This is a genomic window from Kitasatospora purpeofusca, assembly GCF_034043715.1.
Lineage (GTDB): Bacteria > Actinomycetota > Actinomycetes > Streptomycetales > Streptomycetaceae > Kitasatospora > Kitasatospora purpeofusca_A.
The window spans coordinates 1-14,432 of record NZ_JAXCLC010000026.1; the positions used below are offsets into that span (position 1 = coordinate 1).

Here is a 14,432-nt window from a genome sequence, read left to right on the forward strand (position 1 = left end):
ATCAAAGACCGAGGCCGGGGATGTCAACATATCTGGCGTTGACTTTTGGCACGCTGTTGAGTTCTCAAGGAACGGACACTTCCTTCAGGCGGCTTTCACACCGACCCTCCGGGCGCTTCGTTCTTTCATGTTCCCAGCTTATCAGACGTTTTCCGTGCCGTTCCCGGCGCTTCCTTCATCCAACTCGCTGGCGTCTTCTGCGGCTTGATGCCCCGTCCGACGTTTCAAACTCTAGCCGATCCCCGCTCCGAAAAGCGAATCCGGCTGCAATCATCAAAAATGAGCACAACAAAACAAACCATCACCACGAATGCCAAAAGACATGGCGCAGCAAAGTAGGTTCTGGAAGTGGTGTTTCGAGGATTGGCCACCCCGGGACCGTCCGCGCTGCTGCGTGTCCGGTGCTCCCTGTCGAGCGACTAGGGAACACTACGCCCGTTCGCGGCCGAAGGCAAACGCACGGCAAACTCCCGGGACAAGCCGCAGGCCGGCCCGCACGGGTGCGGGCCGGCCTGTCGAACGGGACGGACTCGGAGCGGAAGCGGGCGGGGCGCCCGTCCGGATCAGTTGTTGGTCGGGAAGCCCAGGTTGAGGCCACCGTGCGAGGGGTCCAGCCAGCGCTGGGTGACCGCCTTGCCGCGGGTGAAGAACTGGACGCCGTCCTGGCCGTAGGCGTGGGCGTCGCCGAACAGCGAGGCCTTCCAGCCGCCGAAGGAGTAGTAGGCGACCGGGACCGGGATCGGCACGTTGATGCCGACCATGCCGACCTCGACCTCGTACTGGAAGCGCCGGGCCGCGCCGCCGTCGTTGGTGAAGATGGCGGTGCCGTTGCCGTACGGGTTCGCGTTGATGAGGGCCAGGCCCTCCTCGTAGGACTCGACCCGCACCACGGACAGCACCGGGCCGAAGATCTCGTCGTTGTAGACGGACATGCCGGGCTTGACGTGGTCGAACAGGGTGGGGCCGAGCCAGAAGCCGTCCGCGGTCGGCGAACCGTTGCGGTCCTCGGCGGTGATCTCGTGCTTGCGGCCGTCGACGGCCAGCTCGGCGCCGTCGGCGAGACCGGACTCCACGTAGGAGGTGACCTTGTCCCGGTGCTGGCCGGTGACCAGCGGGCCCATCTCGGACTCACCGTTGCAGCCGGGGCCGACGGTGAGGGTGGCGACCCGCTGCTTGATCTTCTCGACCAGCTCGTCGCCGATCGGGTCGACCGCGACCAGGACGGAGACCGCCATGCAGCGCTCGCCCGCCGCGCCGAAGCCGGCGTTGACGGCGGCGTCGGCGCTCAGGTCGAGGTCGGCGTCCGGCAGGACCAGCATGTGGTTCTTGGCGCCGCCGAGGGCCTGCACGCGCTTGCCGTAGCGGGTGCCGGTCTCGTAGACGTAGCGGGCGATCGGGGTGGAGCCTACGAAGCTGACCGACTTGATGTCGGGGTGCTCCAGCAGCCGGTCCACCGCGACCTTGTCGCCGTGCACGACATTGAAGACGCCGTCCGGCAGACCGGCCTCCTTCCACAGCTCGGCCAGGAAGTTGGCGGCGGACGGGTCCTTCTCGGACGGCTTGAGCACCACGGTGTTGCCGGCCGCGACGGCGATCGGGAAGAACCACATCGGCACCATGGCCGGGAAGTTGAACGGCGAGATGATCGCGACCGGGCCGAGCGGCTGACGGATCGAGTAGACATCGATGCCGGTGGAGGCCTGCTCGGTGAAGCCACCCTTGAGCAACTGCGGAATGCCGCAGGCGTACTCGACGACGTCGAGGCCGCGGGCGATCTCGCCGAGCGCGTCGGAGTGCACCTTGCCGTGCTCGGCGACGATGATCGACGCCAGCTCGTCCTTGCGGGCGTTGAGCAGCTCGCGGAAGGCGAAGAGCACCGTGGTGCGCTTGGCGATCGAGGCGGTGCGCCACTCGGTGAAGGCCGAGGCGGCGGCGGCCACCGCCTGGTCGACGTCGGCGACGTCCGCGAAGTCGACGTGGCCCGTGACCTGGCCGGTGGCCGGGTCGAAGATGTCACCGCGACGGGGCGCGGCACCGGCGGTGGCGACCGGGCGGCCGCCGATCCAGTGGGTGATGTGCTTGCTCAAGGTCCGTCTGCCTCCGAAGTCCGGGCGGCCTTGCGCCACCGGTCCCTTGTGTGACGCCGCCCCGCACGGGACGGGGGCGGCGAGGTCACGGGGCTACCGCGCTCACTCGTCCAGTCTGCTGGGCGGTCGGGGCGGGCTCAACGAACAGGCTGACGGGGATTGGGGATTCAGCCTTACAGGTCGTACCGCCGGCCCGCTTCCCCGGTCCGGCTCCCACGGTCCCCCAGGCGCCGCAGGGCCTCCGGGTCCCGCAGGTCCCCGGGTCCTACAGGTCCTCTCGCGCTTCCACGTCCTCGAGATACGGGTCGTGCAGACCGTCCGCGGCCTCCCGGGTCTCCAGGAGGTCCAGCCTGAGGTCCTGGGCCCAGGCCAGCGCCCACCGTTTCAGCGCGTCGACCTCTCCGCCCGGCAGGCCGCGGGCCCGGAACCGCCCGTCGGCGGCCTCGGCCAGGGTCTCCAGCCGGTCGGCGAGTGCGGTGGGCTGGAACTCGGCGTCCAGCCCGGTGGCCAGCGCGAGCAGTTCGCCCTCCCGGTAGCAGGCGGTGAGCGCGTGCACGTCGATCAGGTCCCGGGGCAGGGCCCGGTCGACGAGCAACGCGGTGGTGAGGGCGGCGGCGTCCTCCAGCGCGACCGTGCCCACCACCAACGGGTTGCCGGGCGCACCGCCGGGCTCAGGGCCAGCGGGGCCGGGGCCGTCAGGATCAGGGCTATCGCGGTCAGGGCCGTCGCGGTCGGCGCCGGCAGGGTCAGGGCCGCCGAGGTCGAGGCTGACCGGACGGTGGCCCAGCGGTTCCTTGCGCAGTTCGACGGTGTGCGCCCGCCCGCCCAGGGTGAGCCGGACGGAGAGCTGTGCCAGCCGGGGCGTACCGGGGCGCTCCGCGACCACGCCGCCCACCGTTCGGTAGGCCCGCGCCAGCTCCGCGGCGGCCCGGGGCAGGTCGACGGCCCCGGTGGCCACCAGGGTGAGCCCGTCCTGGTCGCAGGCCGGGACGCCGTGGGCGCGCAGGGCGTGGCCGCCCGCGAGGGCGAGGCCGTACCGCTCGCACACGGGGCGGGCCAGGTCGATGAGGCGTCGCTGCGCCGGTCCCGGGTGGAGGGCGGGGTCGACGGCGTCCGGGGCTGTGGTCACCCCTCCAGTCTGGCGCGCCGCCCTCTCCGGCGCGCCCGGCCGTGAGGCGCGCCCGGCCTCGAGGCGCGCCCGGCCGCGAGGGGCGGCGGGCCGGCCGGGCCCCTCGGGTCACCAGTCGCCGAGGTCGGCCGCGGCCTCGTGCAGGGCGAGTTCCAGCAGTACCGGGTCGTTGAGCCGACCGGACCCGTCGGGCGGGACGAGCCAGCGCACCCCCCGGCCCCGCCGCTCGGGATGGGGGACGACGATCCAGGTGCCCTCCCCGGCGCAGCGCACACCGGTGCCGATCCAGCGGGCGGCGGTGCCGACGGGCACCAGGAAGCCGATGTGCTCCTCGCCGAAGTCGGCCAGGACCGGTCCGCAGGAGCCGGTGCCGAGGAGTTCGACGACCGGGCGTCCGAGCCGGCCGGGTACCGAGAGGACGTCCCAGTGCGTCCCGGCCGGGAGCAGGACCAGGCCGAGGCCGGAGCGTTCCCACTGGGCCCGGAAGGCCTGCGGGTCCGGTGCGGCCTGGGCCAGCCAGTCGAGTGCCGTGGTCTCCATGTGCTGTCCCCGCTCGTCTGTGCGTTCGATGGCGCGGCGGGGCATGCGAGACCCGCCGTCACCATCGAGAGGTGAACGGCGGGTCTCTCTTACACGGGTCCGGCCCGGATCCGCGCGGGTCTTTACCGCGTCCCGGTCAGCTGTCGAAGCCGAGCCCCAGTCTGTCGAGGGTGCGCAGCCACAGGTTTCGGTCTCCGCCGGTGCGGTCGGCGCGCTCCAGCGAGCGGGTGGTGATCCCGATGCCGGCCCAGCGGACGGGCTCGGGCGGGAAGGGCAGCGGCTTGCGCCGCACCATCTCCAGTTCGGTGCGCTCGGTGCGCTCGCCGGCGAGCAGGTCGAGCATGACCTCGGCGCCGAACCGGGTGGCGCCGACGCCGAGGCCGGTGTAGCCGGCGGCGTAGGCGACCCGGCCGCGGTAGGCGGTGTCGAAGAACGCGGAGAACCTGCTGCAGGTGTCGATCGCGCCGCCCCACGCGTTGGTGAAGCGGACGCCCTCCAGCTGCGGGAAGCAGGTGAAGAAGTTCCGGGCCAGGGTGCGGAAGGTCTCCGGCCGCTGGTCGTACTCGTGCCGGACGTGTCCGCCGAAGTGGTAGACGGCGTCGTACCCGCCCCAGAGGATCCGGTTGTCCGCGGAGAGCCGGAAGTAGTGGAACTTGTTGGCGCTGTCGCTGAGGCCCTGGCGGCCCTTCCAGCCGATGGCGGCCAGCTGCTCGTCGTTGAGCGGCTCGGTCATCAGCGCGTAGTCGTACACCGGGACGATGAACGGACGGACGCGCTTGACCAGGGAGGGGAAGGCGTTGGTGCCGAGCGCGACCTTGCCGGCGAAGATCCGGCCGTAGGGGGTGCGGACGGCCATGCCGGCGCCGTGCTCGCGCAGGGATTCGGCCGGGGTGTGCTCGAAGATCCGCACGCCCAGGCCGAGGCAGGCCTGCTTGAGGCCCCAGGCCAGCTTGGCGGGGTGGACCATGGCCACGCCCTCCTTGTCCCAGATCCCGCCGAGGAAGGTCGGCGAGTCGACCTGGGCGCGCAGCTCGTCGCGGTCGAGCACGGTGATGTCGAGGCCGTACTGGGCGACGGCCTCGGCGACCTCGTGCAGTTCGTCGAGCTGGTGCGGCTGGGTGGCGATGTCGATCTCGCCGGTGCGCTCCCACTCGGCGTCGATGCCGTAGCGGGTGAGGGTGGCCTCGATGCCGTCGAGGTTGTCGGCGCCGAGGCGCTCCAGCCGGCCGAGTTCGGCGGGCCAGCGCTGCAGGCCGTTGCCGAAGCCGTGGGTCAGGCTGGCCGCGCAGAATCCGCCGTTGCGCCCGGACGCGGCCCAGCCCACTTCCTGGCCCTCGACCAGGACGACGTCCAGGGAGGGGTCGCGCTCCTTGGCGACGAGGGCGGTCCAGAGGCCGGAGTAGCCGCCGCCGACGACCAGGAGGTCGCAGTGGGCGTCGCCGGCCAGGGCGGGCTGGGCCGTCGGCCGCCCCGGGTCCTCGAGCCAGAAGGGGGTGGGCCTGGCGTCACTGAGCGCGCGGGCGGAGTCCATGCATTATCAGCCACTTTCTGCACATTGATGGTGATGATCGGCCGCCTTCCGACGGTACGCCGGGAAGGCGGCCGGGGTGGTCAGGCGGTGGCCTTCCGGCGGTTCCCGAGCCACTGTCCGGTCACGGTGAGCCCGACGGCGGCGATGAACATCGCGGTGCCGATGACGTTCACCTGGACCGGGATGCCGCGCTGCGAGGCGCCCCAGACGAACATCGGGAAGGTGACCGTGGTCGGGCCCGAGTTGAACTGGGTGATGATGAAGTCGTCGAAGGAGAGCGCGAAGCTCAGCAGCGCGCCGGCCGCGATGCCGGGGGCGGCGAGGGGCAGGGTGACCCGCAGGAAGGTCTGGACCGGGGTGGCGTAGAGGTCCTGGGCGGCCTGTTCGAGCCTCGGGTCCATGCTCATCACCCGCGCCTTGACCGCCGTCACCACGAAGCTCAGGCAGAACATGATGTGCGCGATGAGGATGGTGGTGAAGCCGAACGGGATGCGCATGTTGAGGAAGAGCGTGCCGAGCGAGGCGGCCATCACCACCTCGGGCATGGCCATCGGCAGGAAGATCATCGCGGTGGTGGCGGAGCGGCCGCGGAAGCGGTAGCGGGCCAGCGCGAAGGCGACCATGGTGCCGAGCACGGTGGCGCCGATGGTGGCGAGCACCGCGACCTGGAGGCTCAGCGAGAGCGACCGGCACATGTCGGCGACACCGCAGGGGTCGGTCCAGGCGTCGGTGGAGAACTCGTTCCACTCGTAGTTGAACTTGCCGACCGGCTTGTTGAACGAGAAGGCGAGGACCACCAGGTTGGGCAGCACCAGGTAGGCGAGGGCCAGCAGGCCCGCCAGCACCACCAGGTGCGCGCGGATCCATCTCAAGAATCGGGACATCAGACCAGTTCCTCCGTCCCGGCCTTGCGCATGTAGACCGTCACCATGCCCAGGATCAGGGCCATCAGGATGAAGCTGAGCGCGGCGGCCGTGGGGTAGTCGAGCACGTTCAGGAACTGCTTCTGGATGCCGTTGCCGACCATCTGCTCGCTCGGCGAGCCCAGCAGCTGGGCGTTGATGTAGTCGCCGGAGGCCGGGATGAAGGTGAGCAGGGTGCCCGCGACCACACCGGGGAGCGAGATCGGGAAGGTGACCTTGCGGAAGGTGGTGAACGGGCGGGCGTAGAGGTCCCCGGCCGCCTCGTGCAGGCGCGGGTCGATCCGCTCCAGCGAGGTGTACAGCGGCAGGATCATGAACGGCAGGAAGTTGTAGGTGAGGCCGCAGACCACGGCGAGCGGGGTGGCCAGCACGCGGTCGCCGGAGGTGAGGCCGATCGCGCTCGTGACGTCCAGGATGTGCAGGGTGTTGAGCAGGCCGACCACCGGGCCGCCGTCCGAGAGGATGGTCTTCCAGGCCAGCGTGCGGATCAGGAAGCTGGTGAAGAACGGTGCGATGACCAGGATCAGCACCACGCTGCGCCAGCGCTTGCTCGCCTTGAACGCGATCGTGTAGGCGAGCGGGTAGCCGATGGCGAGGCAGAACAGGGTGGCGGTGGCGGCGTAGCCGAACGAGCGGACGAAGTGCCACCTGTACTCGACCAGGGCGTCCCAGTACGTGGCGAGGTGCCAGGTGACGCGGAAGCCGTCCTCGAGCGAGCCGGTCTGCAGCGAGGTGGAGCCCTGGTAGAGCATCGGCACCGCGAAGAAGACGGCCAGCCAGGCGACGCCGGGCAGCAGCAGCCAGTACGGGGTGAGCCGGCGCTTCGCCTTCGGGGCCGGTACCGGGGCGGCGCCGCCGTCGGGGGGTACGGCCTGCGGCGGCGCCGCCGGGGTGGTGGTGGTCATGCCGCCGCCTCCCCGGTGCCCGCGTCGATCGCCTGCGCGGCGTCGAGGGCGAAGGAGTGCGCCGGGTTCCAGTGCAGGACGACCGGGGCGCCGGGGACGACCCGGGCGTCGCGCTCCATGTTCTGCTCGAAGACGGTGACCTCCTGGCCGCTGTCGGTGCGCACCAGGTACTGGGTGGAGACGCCGATGAAACTGGAGTCGACGACGGTGCCGGCCAGCCGGTTGCGGCCCTCGGCTATCTCGGCCGAGCCGTGCTCGATGGTGATCTTCTCCGGGCGGACGCCGAGGTGGACCCGCTTGGCCTCGGTGGCGCAGCGGGCCCGGGGCACGGTGAGCCGGACGCCGGCGGCGGTGAGCAGCAGGTCCTCGCCGGCGCCGCCGGTGACGTCGGCGGGCAGCAGGTTGGACTGGCCGAGGAAGTTGGCCACGAAGGTGGTGGCGGGGTTCTCGTAGAGCTCGGCGGGCGCGCCGAGCTGCTCGACCCGGCCGCCGTTCATCACCGCGATGGTGTCGGCCATGGTCATGGCCTCCTCCTGGTCGTGGGTGACGTGCACGAAGGTGATGCCGACCTCGGTCTGGATCCGCTTGAGCTCCAGTTGCATCTGGCGGCGGAGCTTGAGGTCGAGAGCGCCGAGCGGCTCGTCGAGGAGCAGCACCTGCGGGTGGTTGATGAGCGCGCGGGCGACGGCGACGCGCTGCTGCTGCCCGCCGGAGAGCTGGTGCGGCTTGCGCCGGGCGTACTGGCCGAGCTCGACGAGTTCGAGCATGTCCTCGACCTGCTTCTTGACGTCCTTGCGGCCGCGCCGGCGCAGGCCGAAGGCGACGTTCTCGAAGATGTCGAGGTGCGGGAAGAGCGCGTAGCTCTGGAAGACGGTGTTCACCGGCCGCTTGTACGGGGGCAGGACGGTGACGTCCTGGCCGCCGATCAGGACGGTGCCGCTGGTGGGCTCCTCCAGGCCGGCGATCATGCGCAGGGTGGTGGTCTTGCCGCAGCCGGAGGCGCCGAGCAGGGCGAAGAAGGAGCCCTGGGGGACGGTCAGGTCCAGGGGGTGGACGGCGGTGAAGGAGCCGTAGGTCTTGCCGATGCCGGTGAGCCGGACGTCGCCGCCGACGGCCGCGGGGCTCTGCTGCTCTGTCATGGATGGTGTCTCTCTGGGTTTGCTGCCGTCAGTGGGGGTCAGGCGCCGATGAGCTTGGAGAACTTCTCCTCGAAGTCGCTCTCCTCGGTCTCGGTGAGGGTCCGGAAGACGTGCGCCTTGGCCGCCATCTCGGGGGTGGGGACGACCAGCGGGTTGGCCGCGGTGTCCGGGGCGATGGCGGCCAGCTCCTCCTTCATCCCGGTGACGGCGGAGACGAAGCCGATGCCCGCGGTCAGCTGTGCGGCGATCTTCGGCTGGTAGTAGAAGTCGATCAGCTTCTCGGCGTTCGTCTTGTGCTGGGCCCTGGCGGGGACCAGCAGGTTGTCGGTGCTGGTCACGAAGCCCTTTTCGGGGATGACGAACTCGATGTCGGGGTTGTCCGCCCGCAGCTGGATCAGGTCGCCGCCCCAGGCGACGCAGGCGGCGATGTCGCCGGAGGAGAGCTCCTGGCCGTAGTCGTTGCCGGTGAAGCGGCGGATCTGCTTGTTGTCGACCGCCTTCTGCAGCCGGGCGACGGCGGCGGCGTAGTCGTCGGCGGTGAACTTCGCCGGGTCCTTGCCCATGTCCAGCAGGGTGATGCCGATGCTGTCGCGCATCTCGGAGAGGAAGGTCACCCGGCCCTTGAGGTCGGGGTCCTCCAGCAGTTGGGCGACGCTGGCGACCTCCTTCCCCTTGGTGGCCCTGCGGTTGTAGGCGATGACCACCTGGATGCCGGCCCACGGGTAGCTGTACAGCCGGCCCGGGTCCCAGTCGGGGGCCCGGAAGCGGGACTCGACGGTGGTGATGGCGGTGGTGACGTTGGCCGGGTTGAGCTTCTGCGCCCAGCCGAGGCGGATCAGCCGGGCGGCCATCCAGTCGGTGAGCACCATCAGGTCGCGGCCGGTGTCCTGGCCGGCGGCGAGCTGCGGTTTGACCTTGCCGAAGAACTCGACGTTGTCGTTGACGTCCTCGGTGTACCTGACCTTGACGCCGGTGGCGGCGGTGAAGGCCTCCAGGGTGCCGTGCTTCTCCTTGTCGTTCTCGTCGGTGTCGACGTAGAGCGGCCAGTTGGAGAAGTTCACCTCCTGCTCGCTGTCCGAGAGGTCCTTGGCGGCGTTCGCGGTGGAGTCGCCCGTCCCGCCGGTGTTCCTGGCGGGCGGGATGCCGCAGGCGGCGAGGCCGGCCGTGCCGGCGGTGAGGGCGGCGGCGCGCAGCACGGCGCGCCGGCCGAGAGCGGCCCGGCCACTGGTCAGACTGCGTTCCCAGGCCTTGCGGACCGGTTCCGACAGTCCGTCGGTGAGCTCGTTGAACGCCATGGGGCGGGCCTCCTGGGGGGCGAATTGGGGTGTGGGGGGCACCCCGGTCCGGGTTATCTGTCTCCGAAGACGGTGCGGTGCCAGTCCTTGCGGGCGACCGCGGTGGTGTCGAACATGACGTGCTTGACCTGGGTGTACTCGTCCAGCGAGTACTGCGACATGTCCTTGCCGTAGCCGGAGGACTTGTAGCCGCCGTGGGGCATCTCGCTGATGATCGGGATGTGGTCGTTGACCCAGACGCAGCCGGCCGCCAGCTCGCGGGTGGCCCGCAGCGAGCGGTGGACGTTGCTCGTCCAGGCGGAGGCGGCCAGGCCGTAGGGGGTGTCGTTGGCCAGCCGCAGGCCCTCGTCGTCGCTGTCGAAGGGCAGTACCACCAGCACCGGGCCGAAGATCTCGCCCTGGACGACCTCGCTGTCCTGGGCGGCGCCGGTGACCAGGGTGGGGCGGTAGTAGGCGCCGCGGGTGAGGTCGGTGCCGTCGTGGCCCTTCGCGGGGGCGGCGCCGCCGGTGACCACGGTCGCGTAGCCGCGGGCGCGCTCGACGAAGCCGGCCACCCGGTCGCGGTGGGTGAAGGAGACCAGCGGGCCGAGGTCGGTGCGCGGGTCCAGCGGGTCGCCCAGCCGGACGCCCTCGTAGAGCTCGGCCACGCCGGCCACGAAGGCGTCGTAGAGCGGGCGCTGGACGTAGGCGCGGGTGGCGGCCGTGCAGTCCTGGCCGCTGTTGATCAGGGAGGCGGCGACGGCGCCGTGCACCACCGCGTCGAGGTCGGCGTCGTCGAAGACCACGAACGGGGCCTTGCCGCCGAGCTCCAGGTGGGTGCGCTTGACGGTGGCGGTGGCGAGTTCGGCGACCCGCTTGCCGACCGGGGTGGAGCCGGTGAAGGAGACCATCGCGACGTCCGGGTGCGACACCAGGTGCTCGCCCGCGACCCGGCCGGCGCCGGTGACGACGTTGACCACGCCGTCCGGGATGCCGGCCAGGGTGCAGGCCCGGGCGAACATCAGCGAGGTCAGCGGGGTCAGCTCGGCCGGCTTGAGGACGATGGTGTTGCCGGCCGCGATCGCCGGGAGGACCTTCCAGGCGGCCATCTGGAGCGGGTAGTTCCAGGGCGAGATCGAACCGACCACGCCGATCGCCTCGCGCCGCACGTACGAGGTGTGGTCGCCGGAGTACTCGCCGGCCGCCTTGCCCTCCAGGTTGCGGGCGGCCCCGGCGAAGAAGGCCGTGTTGTCGATGGTGCCGGGGACGTCGAACTCGGTGGCGAGCTTGATCGGCTTGCCGGTCTGCGAGGTCTCCACCCGGGCGAGGTCGGCGGCCGCGTCGGTGAGGACGGCGGCCAGCCGGGTGAGCGCCTCGGAGCGGGCTCCGGGGGTGGCGCCGGCCCACTGCGGCAGCGCCGCCCGGGCGGCGGCCACGGCCTCGTCGACCTGCCCGGTGGAGGCCAGCGAGAACTCCTCGACGACGCTGCCGTCGGCCGGGTTGACGACCTGGAAGGCGTCACCGCTCCCGCGGCTCTGCCGGCCCGCGATGTACTGCGCGCCCGCGCCGAAGTCGGTCAGGTCCATCTGGTTCCTCCAGGTTCCGGTGGTGCGACCGTCCGGACGACGGGCCCGCCCGCCCCCGCCGACGCCGCCGTGGGGGACGGGCGAGGGGGGCGGACAGGGCGTGGCCGGCAGGCCGGTCGTCGCACTCGTGGCGGCGGGTTCCGGCCACCGGGCCGGATCCGTCACGGTCGACCCGCTGACCATGCCTGCTGGCGCCGGGGCGTGACAAGGAGCACTGCGACAAGCTCGGCGGAAAGCGCCTTACAAGGTGCAAGGCTTCGGGCAGGGCAACAGGTCGTCGCCGGGATGGATGATTTCCTTGACACTCTGAACCCTGGAGGCCCCCGCGATGCTCCCCACCGTCGCCCATGTGCTCGATCTGGAGGTGATGCGCCGCGGCCTCCCCCAGGTGGTGGCCGGAGCCGACCACCTGGAACGCCCGGTCCGCTGGGTCCACGTCAGCGAGCTGCCCGACGTCGCCGGCATGCTGCAGGGCGGCGAGCTGGTGCTGAGCACCGGCATCGCCCTGCCCGAGGACCGCGAGGGCCTGGCCCGGTACGTGCGCGAGCTCGCCGACATCGGCGTGGCCGGACTGGTCATCGAGTACGGCCGGCGCTACTTCGACAGCCTGCCGCGCGCCCTCGTGCACGCCGCCGAGCAGCGCGGGCTGCCGCTGATCGCGCTCCGCCGCGAGCTGCGCTTCGTCTCCGTCACCGAAGCCGTGCACGCCCTGGTGGTCAACGCCCAGCTGGAGCAGCTGCGCACCTCCGAGGCGATCCACCAGGTGTTCAACGAGCTGGTCGTGGAGGGCGCCGAACCGGCCGAGGTGGTCCGCCAGGTGTCCCGGATAGCGGGAGCCCCGGTCGTCCTGGAGAACCTCGCCCACCAGGTGCTCACCCACGAGTCCGCCGGCCGGTCCGAGACCGAGCTGCTGGAGGACTGGGAGCGCCGCTCGCGCGGGGTCCGCCCGCCCGGGCGCACCGGGTACGACCCGCGCAGCGGCTGGCTGGTCACCGCGGTGGGCGCCCGCGGCCAGGACTGGGGGCGGCTGGTGCTGATGCAGGAGCCCGGTCCGCGACCGGAGGGCGGCCCGCACCCGTTCACCATGCTGCTGGAGCGCGGCGCCTCCGCGCTGGCCCTCAACCGGCTGGTGGTCCGCGACCGGGAGAGCCTGGAGCGGCAGACCCACCGCACGCTGCTCTCCGGGATCCTCACCCACGCGCTGACCGTCTCCGAGGTGGCTCTGCGGGCCCAGGCGCTCGGTGTCCCGCTGGAGGGGCGGCGGCTGGTCGGCGCGGTGCTGCGGCAGCGGCGCGGCCCGATCCCGGCCGCGCTGGAGGCGCAGGCCCGGCTGCGCGACTTCACCGAACTCGCGGCCAGTGCCGTCCGCGCCTGTCGGCTGTCCGCCCTGGTCGGGGCCCTGGACGACGAGGGCGTCGGCGTGCTGATCACGCTCGGCCCGCAGCAGGACGAGCACGCCGCGCTGGACGCCTTCGCGGCGGCGCTGCGCCGGCTGGCCGCCGAGGCGGCCCGGGACGCCGCCGCGCCGGAGCCGGTGGTCGCGGTCGGCTCCTCGGTCGGCTCGGTCCGCGACGCCCGGCGCACCCTGCTGGAGGCCACCCAGGTCGCCGACGCGGCGCTGCACGACGCGCCCGGCGGCCGGGCCGCGTCCTACTACCGGCTGCCGGACGTGCGGCTGCGCGGGCTGCTGCACCTGCTGCGGGACGACGCCCGGCTGCAGACCTACGTCGAACGGGAGCTGGGGCCGCTGCTCGCCTTCGACGCCGAGCACAACGGCCAGCTGGTGCGGATGCTGCGGATCTACCTGGAGCAGGGCCGGAACAAGTCCGCGGCGGCGGACGCGGCGCACCTGTCCCGGCCGTCCTTCTACGACCGGCTGCACAAGGTCGAGCGGATCCTCGGGGTCGACCTCGACCAGGTCGAGTCCTGCCTCTCGCTGCACGTCGCCCTGCTCGCGCTGGACGCCGTCCGCCGCTGACCCCGGCCCGGCCTCCGCCCAGGCCCGGCCCGACCCCGACCCGGCCCCGCCTCCGAGACGCCGGAGGCGAGGGTCCCGGGGAGAAGCCCTAGACGCCGGTGATCCGGGTCCAGACCTTGTGCAGGCCGGGCCGCTCGGCGGAGCCGACGTCGCGCATGCTGTGCAGCCGGGCCCGCATCTCCTCGGTCGGGAAGAGCAGCGGGTGCTCCGCCAGCTCCGCCTTCTCCCGGTCCCCGCTGGCCGCCAGCACCTCGCGGGCGGCCGGAACGGGGCAGATGTACTGCACCGCAGCCGCCAGCTCGGCGGCCACCTCGGGCTGGTAGTAGTGGTCGATCAGCAGCTCGGCGTTGCGCTTGTGCCCGGCCCGGTTGGGGATCAGCAGGCTCTCCGCCCACAGCTCGCCGCCCTCCTCCGGCACCACGAACGCGATGTCGGGGTTCTCGGCGGTGAGCTGCACGGCGTCGCCGGAGTACGCCTGGCAGGCCAGCGCCGCGCCGGAGGCCAGGTCGCTGGTGTAGTCGTTGCCGGTGAACCGGCGCACGTGCCGGCTGTCGACCATCCGCTGCACCAGGTCCATCGCCTGCCGGGCCTGGTCCTCGGTGAAGGCCGAGATGTCGGCGCCCTGAGCGAGCATCAGCAGGCCGAGCGCCTCGTCCAGTCCGGCGAACAGCGTGACCCGGCCCTTCAGGTCGGGCGCCCAGAGGTCGGCGACGGACTTGATCTCCCGGCCGAGCTCCTTGCGGTTGTAGGCGATGCCGGTGATCCCGGACTGCCAGGGCACGCTGCGCCGGCGCCCGGGGTCGAAGGCCGGGTCGGCGAGCTGCGGGTCCAGCTGCGCCGTGACATTGGGCAGGTTGGCCCGGTCCATGGCCTGCACCCAGCCGAGCGCGACGTACCGGCCGGCCATCCAGTCGCTGACCACCATCAGGTCGCGGCCCGGGTCGGTGCCCTGGGTGAGGACCGGGCCCATCTTGCCGAAGAACTCGTCGTTGTCGTTGATGTCCTCGGTGTAGGCGACCCTGATGCCGGTCCGCTCGGTGAAGGCGTCCAGGGTCGGGCGCCCGCCGTCGTCGTCGACGTCGATGTACTGTGTCCAGTTGGAGAAGCCCAGCCGCTTCTCGCTCTCCGAGCGGTCGGGTGCGGATCGGCGGTCCTCGTCCACGTAGGCGGACGGGATGCCGCAGCCGGTCAGGGCGGCGGCCCCGAACAGTCCGGCGCCGGCGCCGAGCACCCGTCGGCGGGTCGGACGGCGGCGGGTCGGACCGTGGAGGGTCGGACCGTGGAGGCCGCTCGGGCGGCGGGCCGGGGTGGTGCTGGGCATGGTGGAGCCTCCGGAGCGG

The 14,432-nt window shown here is 71.9% G+C and carries 12 protein-coding genes; 2 read left to right on the top strand and 10 right to left on the bottom strand.

The genetic code is table 11. The features are described 5' to 3' along the window. On the top strand, positions 1-208 hold a 208-nt coding region (locus SM793_RS15470), incomplete at its 5' end, for a hypothetical protein (RefSeq protein WP_320438766.1). A 355-nt stretch (positions 209-563) separates the two neighbouring features. Here the strand turns inward: SM793_RS15470 and SM793_RS15475 are convergent. The 9 genes from SM793_RS15475 to SM793_RS15515 all read right to left on the bottom strand — a co-directional run bounded on the left by SM793_RS15475 (position 564) and on the right by SM793_RS15515 (position 11,114). Beyond that, positions 564-2,087 carry a CoA-acylating methylmalonate-semialdehyde dehydrogenase gene (locus SM793_RS15475; RefSeq protein ID WP_320438767.1) on the bottom strand — a complete coding sequence of 508 codons (1,524 nt, stop codon included), beginning with the start codon at positions 2,085-2,087 and terminating at the stop codon, positions 564-566. A 265-nt stretch (positions 2,088-2,352) separates the two neighbouring features. Next, positions 2,353-3,216 carry a hypothetical protein gene (locus SM793_RS15480; protein ID WP_320438768.1) on the bottom strand — a complete coding sequence of 288 codons (864 nt, stop codon included), beginning with the start codon at positions 3,214-3,216 and terminating at the stop codon, positions 2,353-2,355. A 108-nt stretch (positions 3,217-3,324) separates the two neighbouring features. Continuing rightward, the gene (locus SM793_RS15485) at positions 3,325-3,756 is read right to left on the bottom strand and encodes a bifunctional DNA primase/polymerase (RefSeq protein ID WP_320438769.1); all 432 of its coding nucleotides are present in this window, start codon (positions 3,754-3,756) and stop codon (positions 3,325-3,327) included. Positions 3,757-3,892: 136 nt separating this feature from the next. Then, entirely contained in the window at positions 3,893-5,287 is a 1,395-nt protein-coding gene (locus SM793_RS15490; protein ID WP_320438770.1) for an FAD-dependent oxidoreductase, read from the bottom strand. Between the two features lie 80 nt (positions 5,288-5,367). Then, positions 5,368-6,171 carry an ABC transporter permease gene (locus SM793_RS15495; protein WP_320438771.1) on the bottom strand — a complete coding sequence of 268 codons (804 nt, stop codon included), beginning with the start codon at positions 6,169-6,171 and terminating at the stop codon, positions 5,368-5,370. Further along, entirely contained in the window at positions 6,171-7,115 is a 945-nt protein-coding gene (locus tag SM793_RS15500) for an ABC transporter permease (RefSeq protein WP_320438772.1), read from the bottom strand. Before SM793_RS15500 ends, SM793_RS15495 begins: the two co-directional genes overlap by 1 nt. After that, entirely contained in the window at positions 7,112-8,254 is a 1,143-nt protein-coding gene (locus tag SM793_RS15505) for an ABC transporter ATP-binding protein (RefSeq protein ID WP_320438773.1), read from the bottom strand. The genes SM793_RS15500 and SM793_RS15505 overlap by 4 nt, the downstream gene beginning before the upstream one ends. 38 nt (positions 8,255-8,292) lie before the next feature. Then, positions 8,293-9,549 carry a spermidine/putrescine ABC transporter substrate-binding protein gene (locus tag SM793_RS15510; protein ID WP_320438774.1) on the bottom strand — a complete coding sequence of 419 codons (1,257 nt, stop codon included), beginning with the start codon at positions 9,547-9,549 and terminating at the stop codon, positions 8,293-8,295. A 53-nt stretch (positions 9,550-9,602) separates the two neighbouring features. Continuing rightward, positions 9,603-11,114 (bottom strand): gamma-aminobutyraldehyde dehydrogenase, encoded by a 1,512-nt coding sequence (locus tag SM793_RS15515; RefSeq protein ID WP_320438775.1) that lies wholly within the window; start codon positions 11,112-11,114, stop codon positions 9,603-9,605. 328 nt (positions 11,115-11,442) lie between these two features. On the opposite strand from SM793_RS15515, the gene SM793_RS15520 reads away from it, so the two are divergent. Further along, positions 11,443-13,092, top strand: coding sequence for a PucR family transcriptional regulator (locus tag SM793_RS15520; RefSeq protein WP_320438776.1), 1,650 nt, complete (start codon positions 11,443-11,445; stop codon positions 13,090-13,092). An 88-nt stretch (positions 13,093-13,180) separates the two neighbouring features. On the opposite strand, the gene SM793_RS15525 is transcribed toward SM793_RS15520, so the two are convergent. After that, positions 13,181-14,413, bottom strand: coding sequence for a spermidine/putrescine ABC transporter substrate-binding protein (locus SM793_RS15525; protein ID WP_320438777.1), 1,233 nt, complete (start codon positions 14,411-14,413; stop codon positions 13,181-13,183). Between the last annotated feature and the right edge of the window lie 19 nt (positions 14,414-14,432).

Excerpts from the sequence above, each read along its gene's own strand:
- SM793_RS15515 (WP_320438775.1), bottom strand. The coding sequence starts at position 11,114 with ATGGACCTGACCGACTTCGGCGCGGGCGCGCAGTACATCGCGGGCCGG.
- SM793_RS15500 (WP_320438772.1), bottom strand. The coding sequence starts at position 7,115 with ATGACCACCACCACCCCGGCGGCGCCGCCGCAGGCCGTACCCCCCGAC.
- SM793_RS15485 (WP_320438769.1), bottom strand. The coding sequence starts at position 3,756 with ATGGAGACCACGGCACTCGACTGGCTGGCCCAGGCCGCACCGGACCCG.
- SM793_RS15495 (WP_320438771.1), bottom strand. The coding sequence starts at position 6,171 with ATGTCCCGATTCTTGAGATGGATCCGCGCGCACCTGGTGGTGCTGGCG.
- SM793_RS15525 (WP_320438777.1), bottom strand. The coding sequence starts at position 14,413 with ATGCCCAGCACCACCCCGGCCCGCCGCCCGAGCGGCCTCCACGGTCCG.
- SM793_RS15490 (WP_320438770.1), bottom strand. The coding sequence starts at position 5,287 with ATGGACTCCGCCCGCGCGCTCAGTGACGCCAGGCCCACCCCCTTCTGG.
- SM793_RS15505 (WP_320438773.1), bottom strand. The coding sequence starts at position 8,254 with ATGACAGAGCAGCAGAGCCCCGCGGCCGTCGGCGGCGACGTCCGGCTC.
- SM793_RS15510 (WP_320438774.1), bottom strand. The coding sequence starts at position 9,549 with ATGGCGTTCAACGAGCTCACCGACGGACTGTCGGAACCGGTCCGCAAG.
- SM793_RS15520 (WP_320438776.1), top strand. The coding sequence starts at position 11,443 with ATGCTCCCCACCGTCGCCCATGTGCTCGATCTGGAGGTGATGCGCCGC.